This is a genomic window from Citrobacter sp. Cpo103, assembly GCF_030332605.1.
Lineage (GTDB): Bacteria > Pseudomonadota > Gammaproteobacteria > Enterobacterales > Enterobacteriaceae > Citrobacter > Citrobacter portucalensis.
The window spans coordinates 356,194-377,124 of sequence record NZ_JAOWHO010000035.1 but is presented as its reverse complement, the minus strand read 5'-3'; the positions used below and the strand labels follow the sequence as shown (position 1 = coordinate 377,124).

Here is a 20,931-nt window from a genome sequence, read left to right as displayed (position 1 = left end):
CTGTCCTTGAAATTATTTCATGATGTTGCAGAGTATGTTTTTAAATGAAAGAAGGTATGAAAAAGCCGGATGTCGGCACAAGTGCCTTATCCGGCCTACAACAGCTTTCTTAGGCCCGATAAGCGCAAGCGCATCGGGCGGCAGGCGTCGATTAGAAGTCGTAACGCAGACGAACCAGGTTCATGTCACCCAGATTGTCGGTGCTGGAGGTAAAGACGTGTTCGTAGTCAACACGGAAACCGTAATCCAGCTGGAAGCTGATCCCCACGCCGTTGTCGGTACGCAGGTAGTTACGGCCATTCACGTACTCAATACGGTCGCCCATAAAGTAAGGCTGAACGGATTTCAGCGCATACTGACCAACCGGGAAGGTGTATCCCGCGAAGTATTCCAGACCCCAGGCATCACCGGCAAAGTAGTCGTTAACAGAGACTTTTTTGGTGGTCATAAAGTTTTGATACCAACCGCCGCCCAGCGAGAAGGTCCAGTTGTCCGGTTTCCAGCTCAGCGCAGTACCGACGATGTTTTGATCGTAGGTTTTGCTGGTGTTACCACGCATTTCCGCGCGGGTGTAGTTCCACGCCGTACCCCAGGTCAGGTCATCGGTAATGTGATAATCCACACCCAGCGAGCCGCCGCCTTTACGCTTGTAGCGCAGACCGTTGTTCGGGTTGTAATCATCACTGAACAGATAAGAGGCGTAGAGATCCACATCACCAACGGTATTCTTATACTTCAGAGATTTGCGCGTACGATAGGAACCATCATAGTCGCCATTAATACCGTTACCTGGCGCCTGACCGATCATGTCATAGTCCCAGATATCCGTTTTCGCACCGACTACATCATAGTAAATGCTGTTCTGTTGACCGAAGGTCAGCGTACCCCAGGTTGCACTCTTCAGACCGGTGTACAACATACGACGCGTGGTATCGTTGGCACCGTCAGCGTAGTGGTTATCCCAGTTGAACATCGCCGGGAAGTTAACGCCCAGCTCGTAGTAGCTCACCCAACTGATATCATCAAACAGATAGTAGTCAGCGGCGAAGCGGAAACGTGTACCGCCATCGAAGCCATTACGTTTGTAGCCATTCTTACCATCGTCACCGGCCATATTCTGGAACTGCGGACGAATACTGCCGCCGACGGTGAAGTTAAGACGGCTCAGCGGGTTGCCCGCCTGCGGATCTTGTTTCAGGACCGTGATTTCCGCCTGTGAAGCGAAAGTCGTTAATGCCACTGCTGCGCCGATCGATACCGCCAGCGCTGTTTTTTTTATAGTCATTATTTATACCTTGATAGATAGCCTGCCAATTATTCAGAACACAAATATTAACGTTTATTAATACTCTCGTGTTGTTGGTTTTTTATTGTTCTGTGCTGTTAAATATCAAGGAGTTATCATTTTGTGCTACATAGAAAAAAAGACGCACCGATTTAAAAACCGGTGCGTAATCATCACGAATATGAATTAACTACTGAACTGACGGAATAGCGCTTTACCTTTTAGCAGACGTGAACCGAGCCATCCGCCGCATAAAGAGAGCAGCAGTGCTCCACTAAATGGTAATACTACCCACAGTCGCCAGTCTGGTTCCCACGGGAAATCAAACACTCTGGTTTGCAGTACCGCCAGCGCCGTTTCTGCGCCGATAGTTGCCACCAGTCCGGCAACCATCCCGAGCATGGCGAACTCGCACCACAGCGTGGTACGCAGCAGCTTCTTACCCGCACCCAGCGTGCGCCAGACCACCAACTCCTGATGACGCTGACGCATCCCGACCTGGACCTGCGCCAATAGCAGCAGCATGCCACAGGCGGTGACCAGTACCACCATCACCTCCAGTGCACGGCTCACCTGATCCAGCACCTGGCTCACCTGTTTGAGGATGGCGCCAATATCCAGCAGGCTGATGGTCGGGAATTCGCGGTTAAGCTGCGTTAGCATGCCGTTGCCGTTCTCCCAGCGAAAGCTGGTTAACCAGCTTTGCGGCTGAGCATCCAGCGCGCCGGAGGGGAAGATAAAGAAGAAGTTGGGCCGCAGGCTTTCCCAGTCCACTTTGCGCAGACTGCTGACCGTGGCGCTGAAATCCTGGGTGTCGCCCATAAAGGTCACTCGATCGCCGAGTTTGACGTTCAGCCGTTTCGCTAACCCCTCTTCCATCGACACTTCGCCCGCTTTTGGCGGCCAGCTTCCGGCGGTTATCGGGTTATGATCCGGTCGGGTATCCTGCCAGGTAAGATTAAGCTCGCGGTTCAGCGCCTCATCCTGATTGCCTTCGGTTGGCTTCTCATTGATCGCCGTCAGACGCGCCCGCACAATCGGATAGAACGATTCCGGGATCACCTGATGCTCGGACAGGAAAGCCTTCAGCGGAACCAACTGCTCGGTGGCAATGTTGATCAGAAAATAGTTCGGACTTTCCGGCGGCATTTGCTGCTGCCAGCGGTCGAGCAGATCGCCGCGCAGCACCAGTAACAACGCCAGCAGCATAAAGGAAAGCGAAAATGCCGATAGCTGGCTGAGCGTTGACCACGGCTGGCGTAACAGTCGACTGACCGCCAAACGCAGCGGCAGTGAGGAGAGCGTCAGACCACGCAGAACGTTGAGCAGCATCCAGCCGAGCACCCCGCACAACAGCGCCAGTACCACCGCACCAGCCAGTACCGCCCACAGCAGCGGACTTCCGCCCATCAGTCCAGCAAGCAGTGCAATCACTACTATCACGACCACCGGCAAATAAAACTTCAGCGGCCAGACGTTTGCCACCACGTCACGGCGTAGCACCCGCAGCGGCTGCGTCGCCAGCAGTAGGCGGTAAGGGCGTAACCCCACCAAGAGCGAAATCACCGTCATGGTGCCTAGTGCCCATAGCCACGGCCAGGGGCTGGCAGGCGGTAGTTCTCCGGGCAGAACCGGCTTGAGCAGCAGCACCAGCACGCGCTCAAATAACAGCCCGAATAGTCCTCCGGTCACGCCAGACAGCGCCAGCACCATCAGCCATTGACCAACAATCAGCCTACGCAGTTGCGCTCTGCCCGCACCGAGCGTTTTCAGAATAGCCACCAGATCGTAACGGCTGCGGCAATAATGGCTCATCGCCACGGCAACCGCGGCGACCGCCAGTAACAGCGTTAACAGCGCCGACAGCAGCAAGAACTGTTGCGAACGCTCAAGTGATTTCCCCAGCGCCCCTTCATCCTGCTCCAGCCCATACCAGCGCTGTTCAGGCTTTAACTGTGGCAGCAGCCACTTTTCATAGGCTTCCAGTTGCGACGGCGTCCCGCCAAATTTATAGCGCCAGGTCACGCGACTTCCCGGCTGGACCGCCGCCGTTTTTTCGACATCCGCCATGTTCATCATCAGACGCGGTGCTATCTGGAACGGATTAAAACCAGAGTCCGGCTCCTGCACCACCTCCCCGGCAATACGCAGCGTGGCATCGCCAACGTCGATGGAATCACCGACTTTTAAGTTGAGTAGCGCCATCAGACGTGGGGCCAGCAGCACCGAGCCCGGCTGCGGTTTCAGTCCCGGCGGGTTAGTTTGCAGCGTGCCGTACATCGGATACACATCATCCACCGCTTTAACGTTCGCCAGTTGCGGCGTATCGCGGGCAAAAGTCATGGTAGCAAAGGTCAGCTGTTCTCCCACCTTCAGACCACGCTGTCGCGCCTCGTCAATCCACGCTTTCGGCACGGTACGCGAACTTTGTAGCGACCGATCGCCCGCCATAAACTCACGGCTTTGCTGGCTCAGCCCTTTTTCCATACGATCGCTGATATTGCCCAGCGCCAGCACACAAGCTACCGCCAGGCTCAGCGCCAGCCAGACAATCAGTAATGAAGGCGAGCGCCATTCGCGCCAGAACCAGCGTGCAATCATGCCTCCTCCTGCAACTGTCCGTTCACCAGGCGTAAACGCCGATCGCAACGCGCCGCCAGCTGCGGGTCATGGGTCACCAGAATCAGGGTGGTACCGTGTTCCCGGTTCAGAGAAAACAGCAGGTCGGCGATTTTGTCTCCGGTCTGGCGGTCCAGATTGCCCGTTGGTTCATCGGCAAACAGCACGTCAGGGCGACCGTTAAAGGCCCGCGCCAACGCCACGCGCTGCTGCTCCCCGCCGGAAAGCTGGGCCGGAAGATGATCAAGACGTTTTCCCAACCCCAGTTGCTCCAGCAGCGTTTTTGCCCCGTCACGACTTTTTCCGCTGTTTTCGCCGCGCAACAACGCGGGTAGTTCGACGTTTTCCAGCGCGTTGAGGGTCGGAATTAACATGAATGACTGGAAGACAAAACCCACGTGCTGCGCCCGCAGCTGCGCCCGGGCTTCTTCGTCCATAGTGTGCAGCGCCTGCCCCACCAGACTGACTTCACCGCTGGTGCCATCGTCCAGCCCGGCGAGAATCGCCAGCAGCGTGGATTTCCCCGATCCCGACTCGCCAATCAACGCAATGGTCTCGGCGCGTTTGACAACCAGTTCAACTCCGGTAAGGATGGATAGCTCATGATCACCCTGACCGACGGATTTCTTAAGATGATGAACTTCAACAATGTTTTCCGCTGGCATTGGCCTTTCCTGTTCCTGGTCCTGTTAACTTTCCGCGCCGCCGCTGCGGACACGTTATTAATTCTGGGTGACAGCCTGAGCGCCGGATACCGTATGTCCGCCAGCGCCGCGTGGCCTGCGCTACTTAATGATAAATGGCAAACCAAAACGCCGGTGGTGAATGCCAGTATTAGCGGCGACACCTCGCAGCAAGGTCTGGCCCGTCTGCCTGCATTGCTCAAGCAGCACCAGCCGCGCTGGGTGCTGGTCGAACTTGGCGGCAACGACGGCCTGCGCGGCTTTGCGCCTGCGCAAACCGAACAAACCCTGCGAACAATTTTGCAGGACGTGAAAGCGGCAAATGCCGAACCACTGCTGATGCAAATTCGTCTGCCGGCAAACTACGGTCGCCGTTATAATGAAACCTTTAGCGCGATTTATCCAAAGCTCGCCAAAGAGTTTGATGTTCCTCTGCTGCCATTTTTCATGGAAGAGGTTTATCTGAAACCCCAGTGGATGCAGGATGATGGTATTCATCCTAACCGTGATGCCCAGCCGTTTATCGCCGACTGGATGGCGCAACATCTCACACCTTTTCTATCCTAAATAATTCGAGTTGTATGAAGGCGGCAAGTGAGAGAGTTCCCAGGAGCATAGATAACTATGTGACTGGGGGAGCGAGCGTAGCCAACGCACAGACAACTTGAAGTATGACGGATATAGTAAATCACGACTCATAAAACAACGGAGATCCTGACAGGTAAAGTTATGCAAAAATCGGTCTTAATAACAGGATGTTCCAGCGGAATCGGCCTGGAAAGTGCGCTTGAGCTAAAGCGCCAGGGTTTTCAAATTCTGGCAGGCTGTCGCAAACCTGACGATGTCGCGCGTATGAACAGCATGGGATTCACTGGCGTGATGCTGGATCTGGATTCACCCGAAAGCGTGGATCGTGCCGCCGATGAAGTGATCGCCCTGACCGATAATCGTTTATATGGGATCTTTAACAACGCCGGATACGGTGTCTATGGTCCACTGCCCACCATCAGCCGTGAACAGATGGAACAGCAGTTTTCCGCCAACTTTTTTGGCGCACATCAGCTTACCATGCGCCTGTTACCTGCCATGTTACCCCACGGCGAAGGGCGCATTGTGATGACCTCATCGGTGATGGGATTGATCTCAACGCCGGGACGCGGCGCCTATGCCGCCAGCAAATATGCACTGGAAGCCTGGTCCGACGCACTGCGTATGGAACTGCGCCATAGCGGGATTAAGGTCAGTCTGATTGAACCCGGCCCCATCCGTACCCGCTTTACCGAAAACGTCAACCAGACCCAGAGCGATGCTCCCGTTGAAAATCCCGGCATTGCCGCGCGTTTTACGCTGGGACCAGAAGCGGTTGTCGCCAAAGTGCGTCATGCGTTTGAGAGCGATAAACCAAAGCTACGTTATCCGGTTACGCTGGTGACCTGGGCAGTGATGCTGCTTAAACGCCTGTTACCAGGCCGCATAATGGACAAAATTTTACAGGGTTGAGTTGAAGCTCGCGCGTCAGCCCCCATGTAACAAGAAATCGACAAAAGAGAGTAACTCCATGTCCACACAGAATATTGTTAACATTAACGAATCGAACCTACAGCAGACCCTCGAACAGTCGATGACCACGCCGGTCCTGTTCTATTTTTGGTCTGAGCGCAGCCAGCATTGTCTGCAATTAACGCCGGTACTGGAGAGCCTTGCCGCCCAGTATAACGGTCAGTTTATTCTCGCTAAGCTGGACTGCGATGCCGAGCAGATGATCGCCTCCCAGTTTGGTCTGCGCGCGATCCCTACGGTTTATCTGTTCCAGAACGGCCAGCCGGTAGATGGATTCCAGGGCCCGCAGCCGGAAGAGGTTATTCGCGCGCTGCTGGAGAAAGTGCTGCCGAGCGAAGAAGAGCTGAAAGCACGCCAGGCTATCGAATTCATCGAAGCCGGTAATCACGCGGATGCACTGCCGTTGCTGAAAGAAGCCTGGCAGATCTCCAACCAGAGCAGCGAAATTGGTCTGCTGCTGGCGGAAACACAAATCGCCCTGAACCGTTCTGATGAAGCCGAAGCGGTACTGAAAACCATTCCGTTGCAGGATCAGGACACCCGCTATCAGGGGCTGATCGCGCAGATTGAACTGCTGAAACAGGCAGCTGATACGCCGGAAATCCAACAGTTGCAGCAGCAGGTCGCCAACAATCCGCAGGATGCGGCACTGGCAACGCAGTTGGCTATTCAGTTACACCAGGTCGGACGTAACGAAGAATCACTGGAATTACTGTTCAGCCACCTGAAGAAAGATCTTACGGCTGCCGATGGTCAGGCACGTAAGACCTTCCAGGAGATCCTTGCCGCACTGGGTACGGGCGATGCGCTGGCCTCGAAGTACCGCCGCCAGCTGTACGCGCTGCTGTACTAATCCATTTGATTTTGCCCGATAGCGCCTGCGCGCTTATCGGGCCTGTAAATTCGACAAATACCGATCCCTCCGGCATCACATCACGTCTTCTTCAAATGCGTTACCACTAATTGGTGGCGCGAATTATAGAACTTCCGATAGGTTAAATAGCAGGCAATAATGGTCGACAGGCTGGCGGTTGATAGCAGCATAAACGTCACCATAATCTGATACTTAATCGCTTTTACCGGGTCAATACCTGCAAAGATCAATCCCGACATCATCCCCGGTAAACTCACCAGCCCCACGGTCTTCGCTGAATCGATAGTCGGAATCAGCGAGGCGCGAATGCTGTCGCGAATCAGCGGCGCAGAAGCCACCTTCGGCGTTGCGCCGAGGCTGAGTTTTTCCTGAATTTGCTGCTGCTCGCTGTTAAACCGCTGCCCCAGATTGTTGTAACACAGCCCTACCGCCACCATCGCATTACCTGCAATCATGCCGGAGATCGGGATGACCTGCATCGGCGTGAACTCGATAGAGCCTGACAGAACCAGCACCGAAAGCGTTAGCCCCGCCCCCGCCGTAATGGCAATAAACGACGAGAGAAAAGCTTTATCAATATATTTACTGCGTTTTTGCGCGTTATAGGCCGCGTTAAAGCAGATAAACAGCACCATCAATAAGGTCAGAATGCTATGGTTGACGCCAAAAATATATTTCAGCACGTAGCCCACGATAATAAGCTGAACCACTGCCCGGCAAACGCTCCAGAGAATATCTTTTTCCAGCGCCAGCTTTTCTTTGTTGCTGATCAGTATCGCGACCACCACCAGCATCATCGCTAACGCCAGGGATTCATTGGTAATATTATGCTCGTTCATTGCTGACTTCCTGCATTTCTCCGGCGTGCGGTTGAAGAGTTATGACATTATCCGCGTGATTAATCTCATCTTTATCGTGCGTCACCCACAGCACGGCAATATTCTTGTCGCAAACATAGTGGTGAATTAATTCGTTCACGTTACGTTTGTTGGACTCATCCAGTGCGCTGGTGATTTCATCAAGCAGCAGGATTTTCGGCAGAAACTGCAAATTACGAATTAACGAGACGCGCTGCTTTTCGCCGCCGGATAGCTCATTGATATTTTTTTTGAGGATCGTCTCGGGTAACTCAAAGCGGGCCAGATCGGCCAGAAACACATCTGGATCCGGACTTTTGTTGCGGATTTGCCAGGGGAAAATGAGATTGTCGTAAACGGTGTCACCAAACAAAGCGGGCGTTTGCGCGCAATAAGAGACCTGCTGGCGATAAGCTTCAGGCTTAAGCGTTGATATCTCCTTACCCTCAAAAAGGATTTCACCAGAACTCGGGCTAATTAACGACGCGACTATCTTGAGTAACGTACTTTTACCGCAGCCGGACTGGCCGGTAATCAGCTTAAATTCTCCGGCGCGGAGATCAAAACAGATGTTATTAAGAACCTGCGTCGCCCCTGCCTGCCATGCGACATTTTTTAACTGAAGCAGAATGCTGCTTTCTTCCATTACCAATCCCTTTTTACATCTTTCGTGCAGATAGTCTATCCCTGTAATTTATTATAGGGGAGCCCACCTTGATAAATCGGGTATAATTTGACTAATGAGGCAGTAAAGGACAGCACAACAGGAGGTTTCATCAATGCTCATTTTTATTCCTATTCTTATTTTTGTCGCGCTGGTGATCGTCGGCGCAGGCGTCAAAATCGTCCCGCAGGGATATCAGTGGACGGTAGAGCGTTTTGGCCGTTACACCAAAACCCTGCAACCGGGTTTAAGCCTTGTTGTACCGTTCATGGACCGCATTGGTCGTAAGATCAATATGATGGAACAGGTGCTTGATATCCCCTCTCAGGAAGTCATCTCCAAAGATAACGCCAACGTCTCGATTGATGCTGTGTGCTTTATTCAGGTGATCGACGCGCCGAAAGCCGCGTATGAAGTCAGCAACCTGGAACTGGCGATCATCAACCTGACCATGACCAACATTCGTACTGTTCTCGGCTCGATGGAACTCGATGAAATGCTCTCCCAGCGCGACAACATCAACACGCGCCTGCTGCATATCGTTGATGAGGCCACCAATCCCTGGGGAATAAAAATCACCCGTATTGAGATCCGCGACGTGCGTCCTCCTGCAGAACTTATCGACGCCATGAACGCGCAAATGAAAGCCGAACGTACCAAGCGCGCCTACATTCTTGAAGCCGAAGGGATCCGTCAGGCAGAAATCGTTAAGGCCGAAGGTGAGAAGCAATCGAAAATCCTCATTGCGGAAGGTGAACGTCAGTCCGCATTTTTACAGGCTGAAGCGCGTGAACGTTCCGCAGAAGCAGAAGCCCGCGCCACGCAGATGGTGTCTGAGGCCATTGCCGCCGGGGATATTCAGGCCGTGAACTACTTCGTGGCGCAGAAATACACCGAAGCGCTGCAGCATATCGGTTCGTCGAATAACAGCAAAGTGGTGATGATGCCGCTGGATGCCAGTAGCCTGATGGGCTCCATTGCCGGGATCGCCGAACTGGTTAAGGACAGCGCCAGCGAGCGGAAAAAATCATGATAGCGATGATTCTGGTGCACCCGCACATCTTCTGGCTCAGCCTCGGCGGTTTGCTACTCGCCGCCGAGATGCTGGGCGGCAACGGCTATCTGCTGTGGAGCGGCGTGGCTGCGGTGATTACCGGTCTTGTCGTCTGGCTCGTTCCGCTAGACTGGGCGTGGCAGGGGGCAATGTTCGCTGTCCTCACTCTGCTGGCGGCCTGGCTGTGGTGGAAGTGGCTGGCAAGGCGCGTTCAGGAGCAAAAGCCAGCCGACAGCCATCTTAACCAGCGCGGACAACAGCTGGTTGGCCGTCGATTTATTCTGGAAACCACCCTGGTCAATGGTCGCGGACATATGCGCGTCGGCGACAGCTCCTGGCCCGTTAGCGCCCGTGACGATTTGAGCGCCGGAACGCAGGTTGAAGTCATTGCCGTTGAGGGAATCACCCTGATTATAAAAGCGGTATCACACTAAAGAGACAGGAAATAAGACTATGGTCAGGAAGACACCCCTTGCCTTTGCCCTTTGCATATTGCTGACCGCCGCCCCGCAGGCATTCGCTTCGTTCGATATGGAAGACTGCAAATGGAGCGACGACAGCTGTCTACTAAAGGGAACGCCGACCTTTAACCCTGAAAACGACAGCCGTGACAACCTGCTGCGGCTGCTGAGCCAGGAAAAATCATTTGCTCTGCCGGTGCAATCAATGCCCGCAGACATCACCCGCTCCCGTGATTTCTATTTTGCCTATCACCCGCAGTGGGATGAGGCTGCCCCGCAGCCAGCCGCTGCTCCGGCATCCGCCGCAGACAGCCCTCTCTCCCAACAGATGGCCGAGCTGAACATTAGCGCCGACGAAATAAACATCAACGACGCTGAGCTTGAGAACCGCCATGTTTCGAATAACACCGAGAGCGTCAGCGCGTTTTTTGCCGCGCTGTTGGCCGATTCCACGTTAACGGCGGAACAGCGTCAGGCCTTAGCCCAGGCGCGTACAGGACTGCTTTCCGGAGCAACCCGCGAGCAAATTGAGTCTTCTCTTGCTACCTTCCCGGCAGATTCTCCTGCTCTGCCCTATAAAAGCTATCTGGCAGCAGCCGCCAGTTTCTATGCCGGTGATTATGCCAGTGCCGAACGGGATTTCGCTCAGCTTGCCAAAAGCGATCGTCCGTGGCTGGCAGAGACCGCGCAATACATGCTGATGCGCACGGCGTTGAACAAGAGCAGTCAGAACAGCGTGGGCGAGTACGGCGATTTTGATATTGCGAAAATTAACCGCGAGGACGCTACTCAGGCTCAGACGCTGGCGCAGGCCTATTTGCAGCGTTTTCCTCAAGGACTCTACGCTGACTCTTCACGCGGTATGTTGCGTCGCATCAACTGGTATTTACAGGCGTGGCCGCAGTTAGCCGGGTTGTATGAACAGACGCTTCAGCAGTCGGTTGACGCACAGCAACTGCGCGAAAATGTCATCGAATACGATAATGTCTATGGCATGGCGTTCTACGACCAGTCCGTCGTTGAAGCCTTCCCCAACGCGCCGCGAGTCAGCTATATCGAACTGCTACGCGCGCTGCGCCTGGATAACAATAACAAACCCACGCTGACGCAGGCACAGCTCGACGCCAGCAAACCGGTGTTTGAACAGAGCCAAAAACTGCCGCTATGGCGCGATCTACAACTGAATCTGTGGCTGGCAACGGGCAACTACGCGGCAATTATTCAGGCAGTTACGCCAGCGCAGAAACTTGCCGCTCACGATACCCTCGCCTTCAGCGAACAGGTGCTGTACGGCGAAGCGTTGATGGGCCAGAAGAAATGGGCCGAGGCGCGCGATTTCTGGCAGCAGTTGTTAAAACTCAGCCAGGATAACGAACAGCAGCAATATGTGCAGGCTAAGCTTGCCGCCACGCTGGTGTATAGCGGCGACGTGGCAGCAATCTTCGCACCGAATAGCACTGTGACCAACCTGCGCTTTCGCGCGCAGGTGCTGAAAACACAGGCCACGCCAGAACTGCTACGCCAGCAGGCCGTCCACGGTCCTAATAACGAAGAGCGTACCATTGCGCTGCATACGCTGCTGGTGCGAGATCTTACAGAGAATCGTTTTGGCGATTGGCTGAATGACAGAAAACTGGCCAGCGCGATTACGCCTCCGGTCATTGGCGAAGCGTTTGCTGACGTTAACCTGAGCATATTCGACTGGAATGGCGACACGGCGCAGGCGGGTTATACGTGCCGCAGCCTCAATGAAACGGTAACGGTATTGAGCAAAAAAGCGGATGATGCTCACGCGCTGAACTGCCTGGGCGAATTCTTCCGCACCACGCAAACACATGTTGATCTGTGGAAAAACAGCGCTGGCAACGACGTGCTTGAATCAGCTATTTCGCGCAAGAAACCTTTCGGCCAGTTCGACAGGCAAAGCTACTATCAGCAGGTAATCACCTCACCCACCGCGGAAGTCGAAGATAAGAGCTTCGCGCTGTATCGCGCCATCATGTGCTATGCGCCATCAGGCGCTAACGAATGCGGCGGTGAAGACGTGGATAAACTGCAGCGTAAGGGCTGGTTCACCCAACTGAAAACGCAGTATCCGGGAAGCCCGTGGGCGCAAAAACTCAAATATTACTGGTAACCGCGCTGCTGATAGGTCAGGCACAGGCGGCGAATATCGTCGCCGCCCGTGAACATTCGGCCTTCTGGCTGTGGTCTGGGGTGAAGGCCAGTGACGAGCTGAAAGACGCGCAAACGGTTTATCTGCACCAGGGCGAGGTACTGGTTCGTTCCGGTAACGTGGTGTTCCAGCGCCTCGGACTGCCGGTCAGTCATCTGTCTTTTCCCTCAATCTGGCTGACCGTACGCTTTACCACCCTCGACGTACCGGAAGAGATCCCAGCGCGTATCATACGGTTGATGCAGCGCTGGCAGACCGCCGGGAATCACGTCATCGGCCTGCAGGTTGATTTTGACGCAGCGACCCATCAACTGACCGACTACGCCCGCTTTCTGCAGCAACTGCGCCAACAGCTCCCGGCCGAGTTTGCGCTAGGTGTAACCGGACTACTGGATTGGGCAAAAACGGGCGACGTCGCTACGCTGAACGCGTTGGCGGTCGATGAACTGGTGGTGCAAAGCTATCAGGGGCGTCGCACGGTGACGAATTATCAGGCGTATCTACCCGCGCTGAGCCGCCTGCGCATTCCATTTAAGCTGGGACTGGTGCAAAACGGTAACCGTGATCCACAGGCTGAAGCGCAGCTTGAGAAATCCCCGTGGTATCGCGGCGCGGTGGTGTTTATGCTCAATCCCTCTCGCCGTTAAGCCTTGGCTTTGTGATGGCAGCAGCCTGAGAGATTATCAATGATTGGGCATTCGGCGCTATCATCGCCGGGGCAACTGTCTGCCAGCGCCAGCAAATGCAAGCGCATGGCCTGCAATTCTCTGATATGCCGCTCAATATCCGCCACTTTTTCTAACGTGCGCTTTTTCACATCCGCGCTGTGACGCGCCGGATCGTTAAACAGGTTTACCAGCTCGCCGCACTCTTCCAAGTTAAAACCAACCTGGCGCGCCTGGCGCAGCAGAGTCAGTTCATTCAGATGTTGTTGGTTGTAAGTGCGATAGCCATTGTCACTACGCAGCGGCGGCGTCACCAGTCCTTTCTCTTCATAAAAGCGAATGGCTTTGCTGGTTAAACCGGTTTTTTTCGCAACATCACTAATATTCACATTTCCCCCGCGGTGCTTGTTGGTGCTGAGCCACATTATAGCCCAGATTGCCGTAATCGTTTACCCGAGAACCCGGCACATTTCCCACCAACACCGCAATGCACAAGTCCTTTTAATTCACATTGTTATATCCGGTTCAGATCACATTTCTGCATTTATTGACCGCACAAAATTGACTCAAATCAAAAGGTGTATTGGTTCTGCACCTTTCGTCTTGAACAAAAGGAAACAATTTTATATATAAACGCGAATGATAATGATGATCATTTACATTCAATAAAGGTTCTCTTATGTTGCCACGGATTAACCAAAGGCCATTTATTCTTTCAGCCCTGACATTATGCATGTCCGGCGCTGCTTCTGCAGCTACCTCTACAACACACGCTTCAACGCCCGACGATGATACGGTGATCGTCACGGCTAACCGCTCTGAAAGTAGTCTCTGGGATAGCCCGGCAACTATTCAGGTTATCGATCGCCAGACGCTGCAAAACTCCACCAGCGTTTCTATTGCTGATGATTTACAAGATATTCCCGGCGTCGAAGTCACCGATAACGCCCTCGCTGGCCGGAAACAAATTCGTATCCGTGGCGAAGCCTCTTCGCGGGTGCTGATTTTGATCGACGGCCAGGTCGTCAGCTACCAACGTGCCGGGCAAAACTACGGGGCCGGTTTGCTGATTGACGAATCCGCGCTGGAGCGTATTGAAGTGGTCAAAGGCCCCTACTCTGTCCTCTACGGTTCGCAGGCGATTGGCGGCGTCGTGAATTTTATTACGAAAAAAGGCGGCGATAAGCCTCTCGGCGGCAGCATTAAGGCCGTTTATAACTCCGCAACGGCAGGATGGGAAGAATCAGCGGCAGCCTGGGGCAGCATCGGAAACTTTGACTACCGCATCAATGGCAGCTACTCCGACCAGGGGGACCGCGATACGCCTGACGGGAGATTGCCCGACACCAATTTCCGTAATAACGGCCAGGGCGTGTGGCTTGGCTACAATTTCGATCGCCATAAAATCGGACTCTCCCTCGATCGTTACAAACTGTCTACTCAAACCTGGTTTGACGATCCAGAGGGCCAGTTCGACGACTTTAGCGTCAAAATACCTAAGCTGGAACGCGAGAAAATCGGTCTTTTCTACGACTACGCGGCTGGCGGGGATTACCTGAAGAAAATCCATGTTGACGCATACACCCAGACAATAGAGCGCAAATTTGAAAACCGGGTCAAAACGACTCAGGTAATCCCCAGCCCGGCGATTAAAGCGCTGACGATAAACAATCAAACCAATACCAACGACAAACAGTATACCCAGGGGGTAACGCTGCAGGGCAATTTCTCCCTTCCCGCGAACAACGAGCTGGTGATTGGCACTCAATATCAGCATGACAAAATCAAACAGGACACAGACGGCAGTACGCGCCAGACCGCAGCTACCGGCTTCTTCGATACGCAAACCCGCACCCTGTCATACAACGAAGCGGAGCAAAGCAACACCTCATTGTTCGCGCAAAACGACTGGCGCTTTGCCGATGACTGGACCTGGACCGTAGGCGCACGCCAGTACTGGCTGTCTTCGAAGCTCAATCGCAACGATACGCAAACCCTGCAAAGCAGCGGCAGCACCTGGCATTCCACCGGGGGAAATTCAGTACACGATGATGAACTGGTGACCTCAACCAGCCTACGCTATTCCGGTTTTAAAGATCTTGAACTCCGGGCAGCATATGCCCAGGGCTATGTTTTCCCCACGCTGACTCAGCTGTTTATGCAGACGTCCGCAGGCGGAAGCGTGACCTACGGCAACCCAAACCTGAAGGCGGAACACTCGAATAACTATGAGCTGGGCGCACGGTATAAAGGGAATATGTGGCTGATTGACGGCGCCATTTATTACTCCGAAGCCAAAGACTATATCGCCAGCCTGGCCTGTTCAGGCCAACCCGTTTGCAGCGGTAATACCACCTCTTCACGGGGCGGCTATTACTACTACGAAAACATCGATCGGGCCAAAACCTGGGGCATGGAACTCACCGCAGAATACAACGGCTGGGCGGTTTCACCTTACCTGAGCGGTAATCTCATTCGCCGTCAGTACGAAGGCAATACCCTAAAAACCTGGGATACCGGCGAGCCCACGCTGACCGGGCGCGTCGGCCTGAAACATACCTGGTTGATGAATGTCGCTAACGTGACGTCTGATGCCTTTATCCGCGCGGCGTCCAGCGCTAAAGATAATACCGGCACCACGGAAATCAACTACCCTGGCTGGGCCACACTTAACCTCGCATTCAACACCGAGTTCGGTCCGCAGGACCAGTATCAGGTCAACCTCGCGCTCAACAACCTAACCGATAAGCGTTACAGAACCGCACATGAATCTATTCCAGATGCTGGTTTCAATGCCGCCGTTGGCTTTGCGTGGAATTTCTGACGATGAAAAAACTCATGATTGGCTTACTGAGCCTCGCCTGCGTTTTCAGTGCCCAGTCCGCCGACCGCCTGGTGGTGGCGGGCGGCTCGCTTAGCGAACTGGTATACGCCATGGGCGTCGGCAACCGGGTGGTCGGCGTTGATGAAACCACCTCATATCCGCCCGAAACTGCCGCACTCCCGCATATCGGCTACTGGAAGCAGTTAAACAGCGAGGGCATTTTGTCGCTCCATCCGGACAGCTTTATCACCTGGCAGGATGCAGGACCCCAAATCGTGTTGGATCAGTTGCGGGCGCAAAAGGTTAACGTCGTGACGTTGCCGCGCGTACCGGCCACCGTAGAACAGATGTACGCCAACATTCGAGAACTGGCTACAACACTGCACATTCCTGACCAAGGTGAGGCGTTAGTCAATCGCCTGCAGCAACGTCTGGAGCGTATTAAGCGCAGCGTGGCGGCGAAAAACGCGCCGGTCAAAGCGATGTTCATTCTCTCTGCTGGCGGCAGCGCACCTCAGATCGCCGGAAAAGGCAGCGTTGCCGATGCCATTATGACCCTCGCAGGCGCACAAAATGTCGCCACCCATGCGCAGTATAAAAGCTACAGCGCGGAGTCACTGATCGCCGCCAACCCGGAGGTGATCGTGGTGACGTCGCAAATGGTCGATGGCGGTCTGGCACGCCTGAGCGCGATTGCCGGTATTACCCACACTGCGGCCTGGAAAAATCAGCGCATTGTGGCAGTAGACCAGGCGCTGATTCTGGGGATGGGACCTCGCGTCACCGATGCGGTTGAAGCCCTGCACCAGCAATTCTGGCCTCACTAACTGGATTTATTAAGAAGAATGAAAACTGAACACTCGCTGGATCTCACCGCGCATTTTGCGCTCGAGGGAAGTCAGCCATTTAAGGATCGCCGCGCCACGATGCCCTGGCGTGGGGCGATCCCGGTTGCCAAAGAGCTTTTGTCACAAACCTGGCAGGAGGTCATCAGCCAGCCAACCCCGCCACGTAAACGGCTGGTGTACTTGCATATCCCTTTTTGTGCAACACATTGTACTTTCTGCGGTTTTTATCAAAACCGGTTTGAAGAAGACAACTGCGCCCGCTACACCAACGCGCTGTTGCGCGAAATAGAGATGGAAGCTGATAGCGCATTACACCAGTCAGCCCCCATTCACGCCGTCTATTTTGGCGGCGGTACGCCTTCTGCACTGTCTGCACAGGACCTGGCCAGAATCATCACCGCGCTGCGTGACAAGCTACCGCTGGCGCCGGACTGCGAAATCACCATTGAGGGGCGAGTGCTCAATTTTGACGATGCGCGAATCGATGCCTGCCTTGACGCTGGCGCCAATCGATTTTCGATCGGTATTCAGTCTTTTAACAGCCGGATCCGCAAGAAAATGGCGCGTACTTCGGACGGCCCGACCGCAACGGCCTTTATGCAGGGACTGGTAAAACGGGATCGTGCCGCCGTGGTGTGCGATCTGCTATTTGGTCTGCCTGGACAAGACGCAAAACTGTGGGGCGAGGATCTGGCGATTGCCCGCGACATTGGCCTCGACGGCGTAGATCTTTATGCGCTGAATCTGATCCCTAATACACCGCTTGGCAAAGCAGTTGAAACCGGGCGCACAACCGTTCCCTCTCCCGCCGAACGCCGCGATCTCTATCTTCAGGGCTGCGATTTCATGGACAGCGCGGGCTGGCGCTGCATCAGCAACAGCCACTGGGCGCGTACCACACGGGAACGCAATCTGTACAACCTGCTGATTAAACAGGGTGCAGACTGTCTGGCATTCGGCTCTGGCGCAGGAGGGTCAGTCAATGGCTATTCCTGGATGGTCGAGCGCAACCTGAATACATGGCATGAATCTATCGCCGCCGGAAAAAAACCGCTAATGATGATAATGCGCACCGCCGAGCGTGGTTTCCAGTGGCGACACACTCTCCAGGCCGGTATTGAGACGGCCCGCGTTCCGCTGGATGAGCTGACGCCTCATGCACAAAAACTGGCCCCGCTACTGACCCAATGGCATCACGCAGGACTGACGCGAGATGCCAGCACCTGTGTACGCCTGACCAATGAAGGGCGTTTTTGGGCGAGCAATATTTTGCAGTCTCTTGATGAACTGATTCAGGCACTTAACGCGCCGCGCATTGCGGTAGAGCAACCATAAAAGGAGTGAATAATGAGCCATGTCTCTTTACAGGATTTTTTGAAAACGGAGCCGGACGGTACGCTGGAAGCTATCGCAGCCCAGTACAACACTACATTGCTGGAGGTGGTGAAAAACCTCCCTTCCCCAACGCTGGTTTCCGGCAGTCAATTTGATACCGTCTGGGAAACCGTCTGCGAATGGGGCAAAGTCACCACCCTGGTCCATACTGCTGATGTCATTCTGGAATTCACCGGTGAATTACCTTCCGGATTCCACCGCCACGGTTACTTCAACCTGCGCGGCAAAAAAGGCATGACCGGGCATATCAAGGCAGAAAACTGCACGCATATTGCTCTGATTGAACGCAAATTTATGGGAATGGACACCGCGTCCATTCTCTTCTTCAACCAGGCGGGTAGCGCTATGTTCAAAATTTTCCTCGGTCGCGATGAGCATCGACAGCTACTGGCCGAACAGGTCAGCGCCTTTCACGCGTTGTCTTCATCTTTAAAGGAACATGCCTGATGGCTCCATGGCTTATTTTTGGTGCAGGTGGAAGCGGCGTCGGCGCGAAAACGCTGGAGCTCGCACTGGCGGAGCATCGTCCGGTGATTGCTGTCGTTCGCAATCCCCAGGTTGCTGCCGGGCTGCAGGAAAAAGGTGTGCAGGTCTTTATTGGCGACGCCTGCGACAGCCAGGTCACCGCCTGCGCCTGTCGCGCAGCGGGTCAGCATGCCACGGTGATCTCCTCCATGGGCGGTGCCCAGGATTATCTGGCGCACAGAACCGTCATTGATGAAGCAGAAAAAGCTGAGATCAAACGCATGATTCTGGTTACCTCTCTGGGCTGTGGCGACAGTTGGCCCTTTTTGTCCCCACGCGCCAGGGCCGCATTTGGCCAGGCCGTACGGGAAAAATCATTGGCTGAAAGCTGGCTACAAACCAGTCTACTGGACTACGCCATTCTCCGCCCCGGCGGTTTGCTGAACGGTGAAGCCACAGGCCTGGCGCAACGAATACAGGCCGAGGAGTGTCATGGCTTTGTGATGCGCGCAGATGTTGCCAGGCACATTCACGAACTGGCCACGGCACCGGCACTCAAAAACCAGATTTACAGTTTGGTTGAGCCGGGACTGAAACCCGCGTAAACCCCTCGCGGCGCGGAAACTTCGCGCCGCAAAGACGTTATGGAGCGTTGCGTGCTTAAGGACTCGCTTTCTTCCGTCAGCATTCTGACGGGCCTTTCTCTCTTGCTGGTCGCTCTGATGCTGTTCGGTGCCAGCCAGGGGGCGTTGAACATTAGCTTCAGCGCCCTGTTCAACGACGAATACCGAGATATCTGGTTGAACATTCGCCTGCCCCGCGTGCTGCTGGCCGTTTTGGTCGGTGCTGCGCTGGCTACGGCAGGGGTCATTATGCAGGGACTTTTTCGCAATCCGATGGCCGATCCCGGCCTGCTTGGCGTCAGCAGCGGCTCCGCGCTGATGGTTGGCATCGCGATAGTTATCCCATTTTCATTCCCCGTAGTGCTGGTGTTGTATGAGCAGATGATTTTTGCCGTCGCGGGCAGCATGGTGGTCTGCACGATTATTTTCCTGATAAGTCAGCGTCATAACCACGGCGGAATGATGCAACTACTGTTAGCAGGTATCGCCATCAATGCTCTGTGTGGTTCGGCTATTGGCGTGCTGAGCTATGTGGGCGACGAACAGCAGCTACGCCAACTTACGCTGTGGATGATGGGGAATCTCGGCCAGGCCCAGTGGCCAACGCTGCTGGTTGCCAGCACGTTTGTTCTTCCAGCCATTGCTGTCACCGTCTGTATGGCGGGAACGCTTAATTTGCTGCAGTTGGGTGATGAAGAGGCGCATTACCTCGGCGTAAACGTCAAACGTAAGCGCCAGCAATTACTGTTGCTCAGCTCGCTCCTGGTTGGCGCTTCCGTTTCCGTCAGCGGCGTGATTGGCTTTATTGGCCTTGTGATCCCGCATCTGATCAGAATGACTACCGGCGCCGATCATCGCTGGTTGATTCCTTGCTCTACGTTGGCCGGTGCCTGTTTACTGCTGATTGCCGACACGCTGGCCCGCACACTTGTTCAACCTGCCGAAATGCCCGTTGGCCTGTTAACCAGCCTGATCGGTGGACCGTATTTCCTGTGGTTAATACTGCGTAGCCGGAGGGTGTCATGATCGTCGCTGAAAATCTGGTCTACCACATTCAGGGCAGACGACTGACCGATGACGTTTCCCTGACGCTACCTGATGGAGAAATCATCGCGATTCTTGGCCCGAATGGGGCAGGAAAATCGACGCTTCTCCGCCAGCTTACGGGCTATCTGCAACCCCACAGCGGGCGTTGTAGCTTGTTTGACAAGCCGCTGAACGAGTGGTCAATCACCGAGCTGGCAAAAACCCGTGCCGTGATGCGCCAGAACAGTCATATGGCCTTCCCGTTTAGCGTGCAGGAGGTCATCCGCATGGGCAGGCATCCGTATCGTACGCGCAATACGGGCGATGAAACGGAGCACATCATGACGTTGTGTGACTGTCAGGCGCTGGCCACGCGCGATTACCGACATCTGTCGGGAGGAGAACAACAGCGGGTACAGCTGGCGCGCCTGCTGGTTCAGCTTTGGGAGCCCGAACCCAGGCCAAAATGGCTGTTTCTCGATGAACCCACCTCCGCCCTGGATATTCACCACCAACAGCATCTTTTTCGTCTGCTGCGTCGTCTGGTAGGTGAACGACAGTTCAGCGTCTGCTGCGTCCTGCACGATCTCAACCTTGCGGCGCGCTATGCTGACCGCGTTGTATTGATGGAACGCGGCAGGATAGTTGATAACGGTCGTCCGCAGGATGTTCTGCAGCAATCGTCACTAAATGCACTGTACGGCGCCGATCTCACGGTGATGAATGAACCGGAGCATCGAACGCCGCTTATTGTTCTCAATCAATAATTGACCGGGAGCGTCCTGTTCTGACGTTCCCGTTTTTCTTCCTTTTCGCCCTTTTTGCACCTTTTCAAAAAACTCCCTTGACCTT

Annotated in this window: 20 protein-coding genes; 14 read left to right on the top strand and 6 right to left on the bottom strand. The window is 54.4% G+C overall.

Annotated features, from left to right (window positions below; all coding sequences use genetic code 11):
• Nucleotides 1-151: 151 nt before the first annotated feature.
• The 3 genes from OGX89_RS18360 to ybbA form a co-directional block, all read right to left on the bottom strand.
• A complete protein-coding gene (locus tag OGX89_RS18360; RefSeq protein ID WP_123268429.1) occupies nucleotides 152-1,285 on the bottom strand; it encodes a porin in 1,134 nt (377 codons plus the stop codon).
• A gap of 186 nt (nucleotides 1,286-1,471) precedes the next feature.
• Entirely contained in the window at nucleotides 1,472-3,886 is a 2,415-nt protein-coding gene (gene ybbP / locus OGX89_RS18355; protein ID WP_126955900.1) for a putative ABC transporter permease subunit YbbP, read from the bottom strand.
• On the bottom strand, nucleotides 3,883-4,569 hold the full coding sequence (gene ybbA / locus OGX89_RS18350) for a putative ABC transporter ATP-binding protein YbbA (protein ID WP_126955901.1): 687 nt from the start codon (nucleotides 4,567-4,569) through the stop codon (nucleotides 3,883-3,885). The genes ybbP and ybbA overlap by 4 nt, the downstream gene beginning before the upstream one ends.
• Here ybbA and tesA point away from each other — a divergent pair.
• The 3 genes from tesA to OGX89_RS18335 all read left to right on the top strand — a co-directional run bounded on the left by tesA (nucleotide 4,540) and on the right by OGX89_RS18335 (nucleotide 7,000).
• Nucleotides 4,540-5,154 (top strand): multifunctional acyl-CoA thioesterase I/protease I/lysophospholipase L1, encoded by a 615-nt coding sequence (gene tesA / locus OGX89_RS18345; RefSeq protein ID WP_032934351.1) that lies wholly within the window; start codon nucleotides 4,540-4,542, stop codon nucleotides 5,152-5,154. The two genes, ybbA and tesA, sit on opposite strands and share 30 nt — an antisense overlap.
• A gap of 162 nt (nucleotides 5,155-5,316) precedes the next feature.
• Nucleotides 5,317-6,087 carry an SDR family oxidoreductase gene (locus OGX89_RS18340; protein WP_126955902.1) on the top strand — a complete coding sequence of 257 codons (771 nt, stop codon included), beginning with the start codon at nucleotides 5,317-5,319 and terminating at the stop codon, nucleotides 6,085-6,087.
• A gap of 58 nt (nucleotides 6,088-6,145) precedes the next feature.
• Nucleotides 6,146-7,000, top strand: coding sequence for a co-chaperone YbbN (locus OGX89_RS18335; protein WP_003831076.1), 855 nt, complete (start codon nucleotides 6,146-6,148; stop codon nucleotides 6,998-7,000).
• Nucleotides 7,001-7,080: 80 nt separating this feature from the next.
• Here OGX89_RS18335 and fetB read toward each other — a convergent pair whose 3' ends face one another.
• Together fetB and fetA are read right to left on the bottom strand one after the other, a co-directional pair.
• Nucleotides 7,081-7,860 carry an iron efflux ABC transporter permease subunit FetB gene (fetB, locus tag OGX89_RS18330; RefSeq protein WP_126955903.1) on the bottom strand — a complete coding sequence of 260 codons (780 nt, stop codon included), beginning with the start codon at nucleotides 7,858-7,860 and terminating at the stop codon, nucleotides 7,081-7,083.
• A complete protein-coding gene (gene fetA, locus OGX89_RS18325; RefSeq protein WP_126955904.1) occupies nucleotides 7,847-8,524 on the bottom strand; it encodes an iron efflux ABC transporter ATP-binding subunit FetA in 678 nt (225 codons plus the stop codon). Before fetA ends, fetB begins: the two co-directional genes overlap by 14 nt.
• Before the next feature lie 133 nt (nucleotides 8,525-8,657).
• Here fetA and OGX89_RS18320 point away from each other — a divergent pair, with 133 nt between their 5' ends.
• The 4 genes from OGX89_RS18320 to OGX89_RS18305 are packed head-to-tail and all read left to right on the top strand — an operon-like array spanning nucleotide 8,658 to nucleotide 12,880.
• Nucleotides 8,658-9,575, top strand: coding sequence for an SPFH domain-containing protein (locus OGX89_RS18320; RefSeq protein WP_003831073.1), 918 nt, complete (start codon nucleotides 8,658-8,660; stop codon nucleotides 9,573-9,575).
• A complete protein-coding gene (locus tag OGX89_RS18315) occupies nucleotides 9,572-10,030 on the top strand; it encodes an NfeD family protein (protein WP_126955905.1) in 459 nt (152 codons plus the stop codon). The genes OGX89_RS18320 and OGX89_RS18315 overlap by 4 nt, the downstream gene beginning before the upstream one ends.
• A 19-nt stretch (nucleotides 10,031-10,049) precedes the next feature.
• Nucleotides 10,050-12,194, top strand: a complete 2,145-nt coding sequence (locus tag OGX89_RS18310) for a PA5441 family protein (protein WP_126955906.1) — start codon at nucleotides 10,050-10,052, stop codon at nucleotides 12,192-12,194.
• On the top strand, nucleotides 12,164-12,880 hold the full coding sequence (locus OGX89_RS18305) for a DUF3142 domain-containing protein (RefSeq protein ID WP_126955907.1): 717 nt from the start codon (nucleotides 12,164-12,166) through the stop codon (nucleotides 12,878-12,880). Before OGX89_RS18310 ends, OGX89_RS18305 begins: the two co-directional genes overlap by 31 nt.
• Here the strand turns inward: OGX89_RS18305 and cueR are convergent.
• Nucleotides 12,877-13,287: a Cu(I)-responsive transcriptional regulator gene (gene cueR / locus OGX89_RS18300; RefSeq protein WP_079938421.1), complete on the bottom strand. Its 411-nt coding sequence runs from the start codon at nucleotides 13,285-13,287 to the stop codon at nucleotides 12,877-12,879. The two genes, OGX89_RS18305 and cueR, sit on opposite strands and share 4 nt — an antisense overlap.
• Before the next feature lie 290 nt (nucleotides 13,288-13,577).
• On the opposite strand from cueR, the gene OGX89_RS18295 reads away from it, so the two are divergent.
• Genes OGX89_RS18295 through OGX89_RS18265 form a run of 7 tightly spaced genes read left to right on the top strand, consistent with a single transcriptional unit; the run spans nucleotide 13,578 to nucleotide 20,846 of the window.
• Nucleotides 13,578-15,722 (top strand): TonB-dependent receptor plug domain-containing protein, encoded by a 2,145-nt coding sequence (locus OGX89_RS18295; protein WP_126955908.1) that lies wholly within the window; start codon nucleotides 13,578-13,580, stop codon nucleotides 15,720-15,722.
• 2 nt (nucleotides 15,723-15,724) lie between these two features.
• A complete protein-coding gene (locus tag OGX89_RS18290) occupies nucleotides 15,725-16,549 on the top strand; it encodes a heme/hemin ABC transporter substrate-binding protein (protein WP_126955909.1) in 825 nt (274 codons plus the stop codon).
• 18 nt (nucleotides 16,550-16,567) lie between these two features.
• Nucleotides 16,568-17,905: a heme anaerobic degradation radical SAM methyltransferase ChuW/HutW gene (gene hutW / locus OGX89_RS18285; RefSeq protein ID WP_003831065.1), complete on the top strand. Its 1,338-nt coding sequence runs from the start codon at nucleotides 16,568-16,570 to the stop codon at nucleotides 17,903-17,905.
• Nucleotides 17,906-17,917: 12 nt separating this feature from the next.
• Nucleotides 17,918-18,412 (top strand): heme utilization cystosolic carrier protein HutX, encoded by a 495-nt coding sequence (gene hutX / locus OGX89_RS18280; RefSeq protein ID WP_079938344.1) that lies wholly within the window; start codon nucleotides 17,918-17,920, stop codon nucleotides 18,410-18,412.
• Nucleotides 18,412-19,035, top strand: a complete 624-nt coding sequence (gene chuY, locus OGX89_RS18275; protein ID WP_126955910.1) for an anaerobilin reductase — start codon at nucleotides 18,412-18,414, stop codon at nucleotides 19,033-19,035. Before hutX ends, chuY begins: the two co-directional genes overlap by 1 nt.
• Nucleotides 19,036-19,086: 51 nt before the next feature.
• A complete protein-coding gene (locus OGX89_RS18270; protein WP_221885931.1) occupies nucleotides 19,087-20,079 on the top strand; it encodes a FecCD family ABC transporter permease in 993 nt (330 codons plus the stop codon).
• The gene (locus OGX89_RS18265) at nucleotides 20,076-20,846 is read left to right on the top strand and encodes a heme ABC transporter ATP-binding protein (RefSeq protein WP_003831061.1); all 771 of its coding nucleotides are present in this window, start codon (nucleotides 20,076-20,078) and stop codon (nucleotides 20,844-20,846) included. Before OGX89_RS18270 ends, OGX89_RS18265 begins: the two co-directional genes overlap by 4 nt.
• Nucleotides 20,847-20,931: the final 85 nt, after the last annotated feature.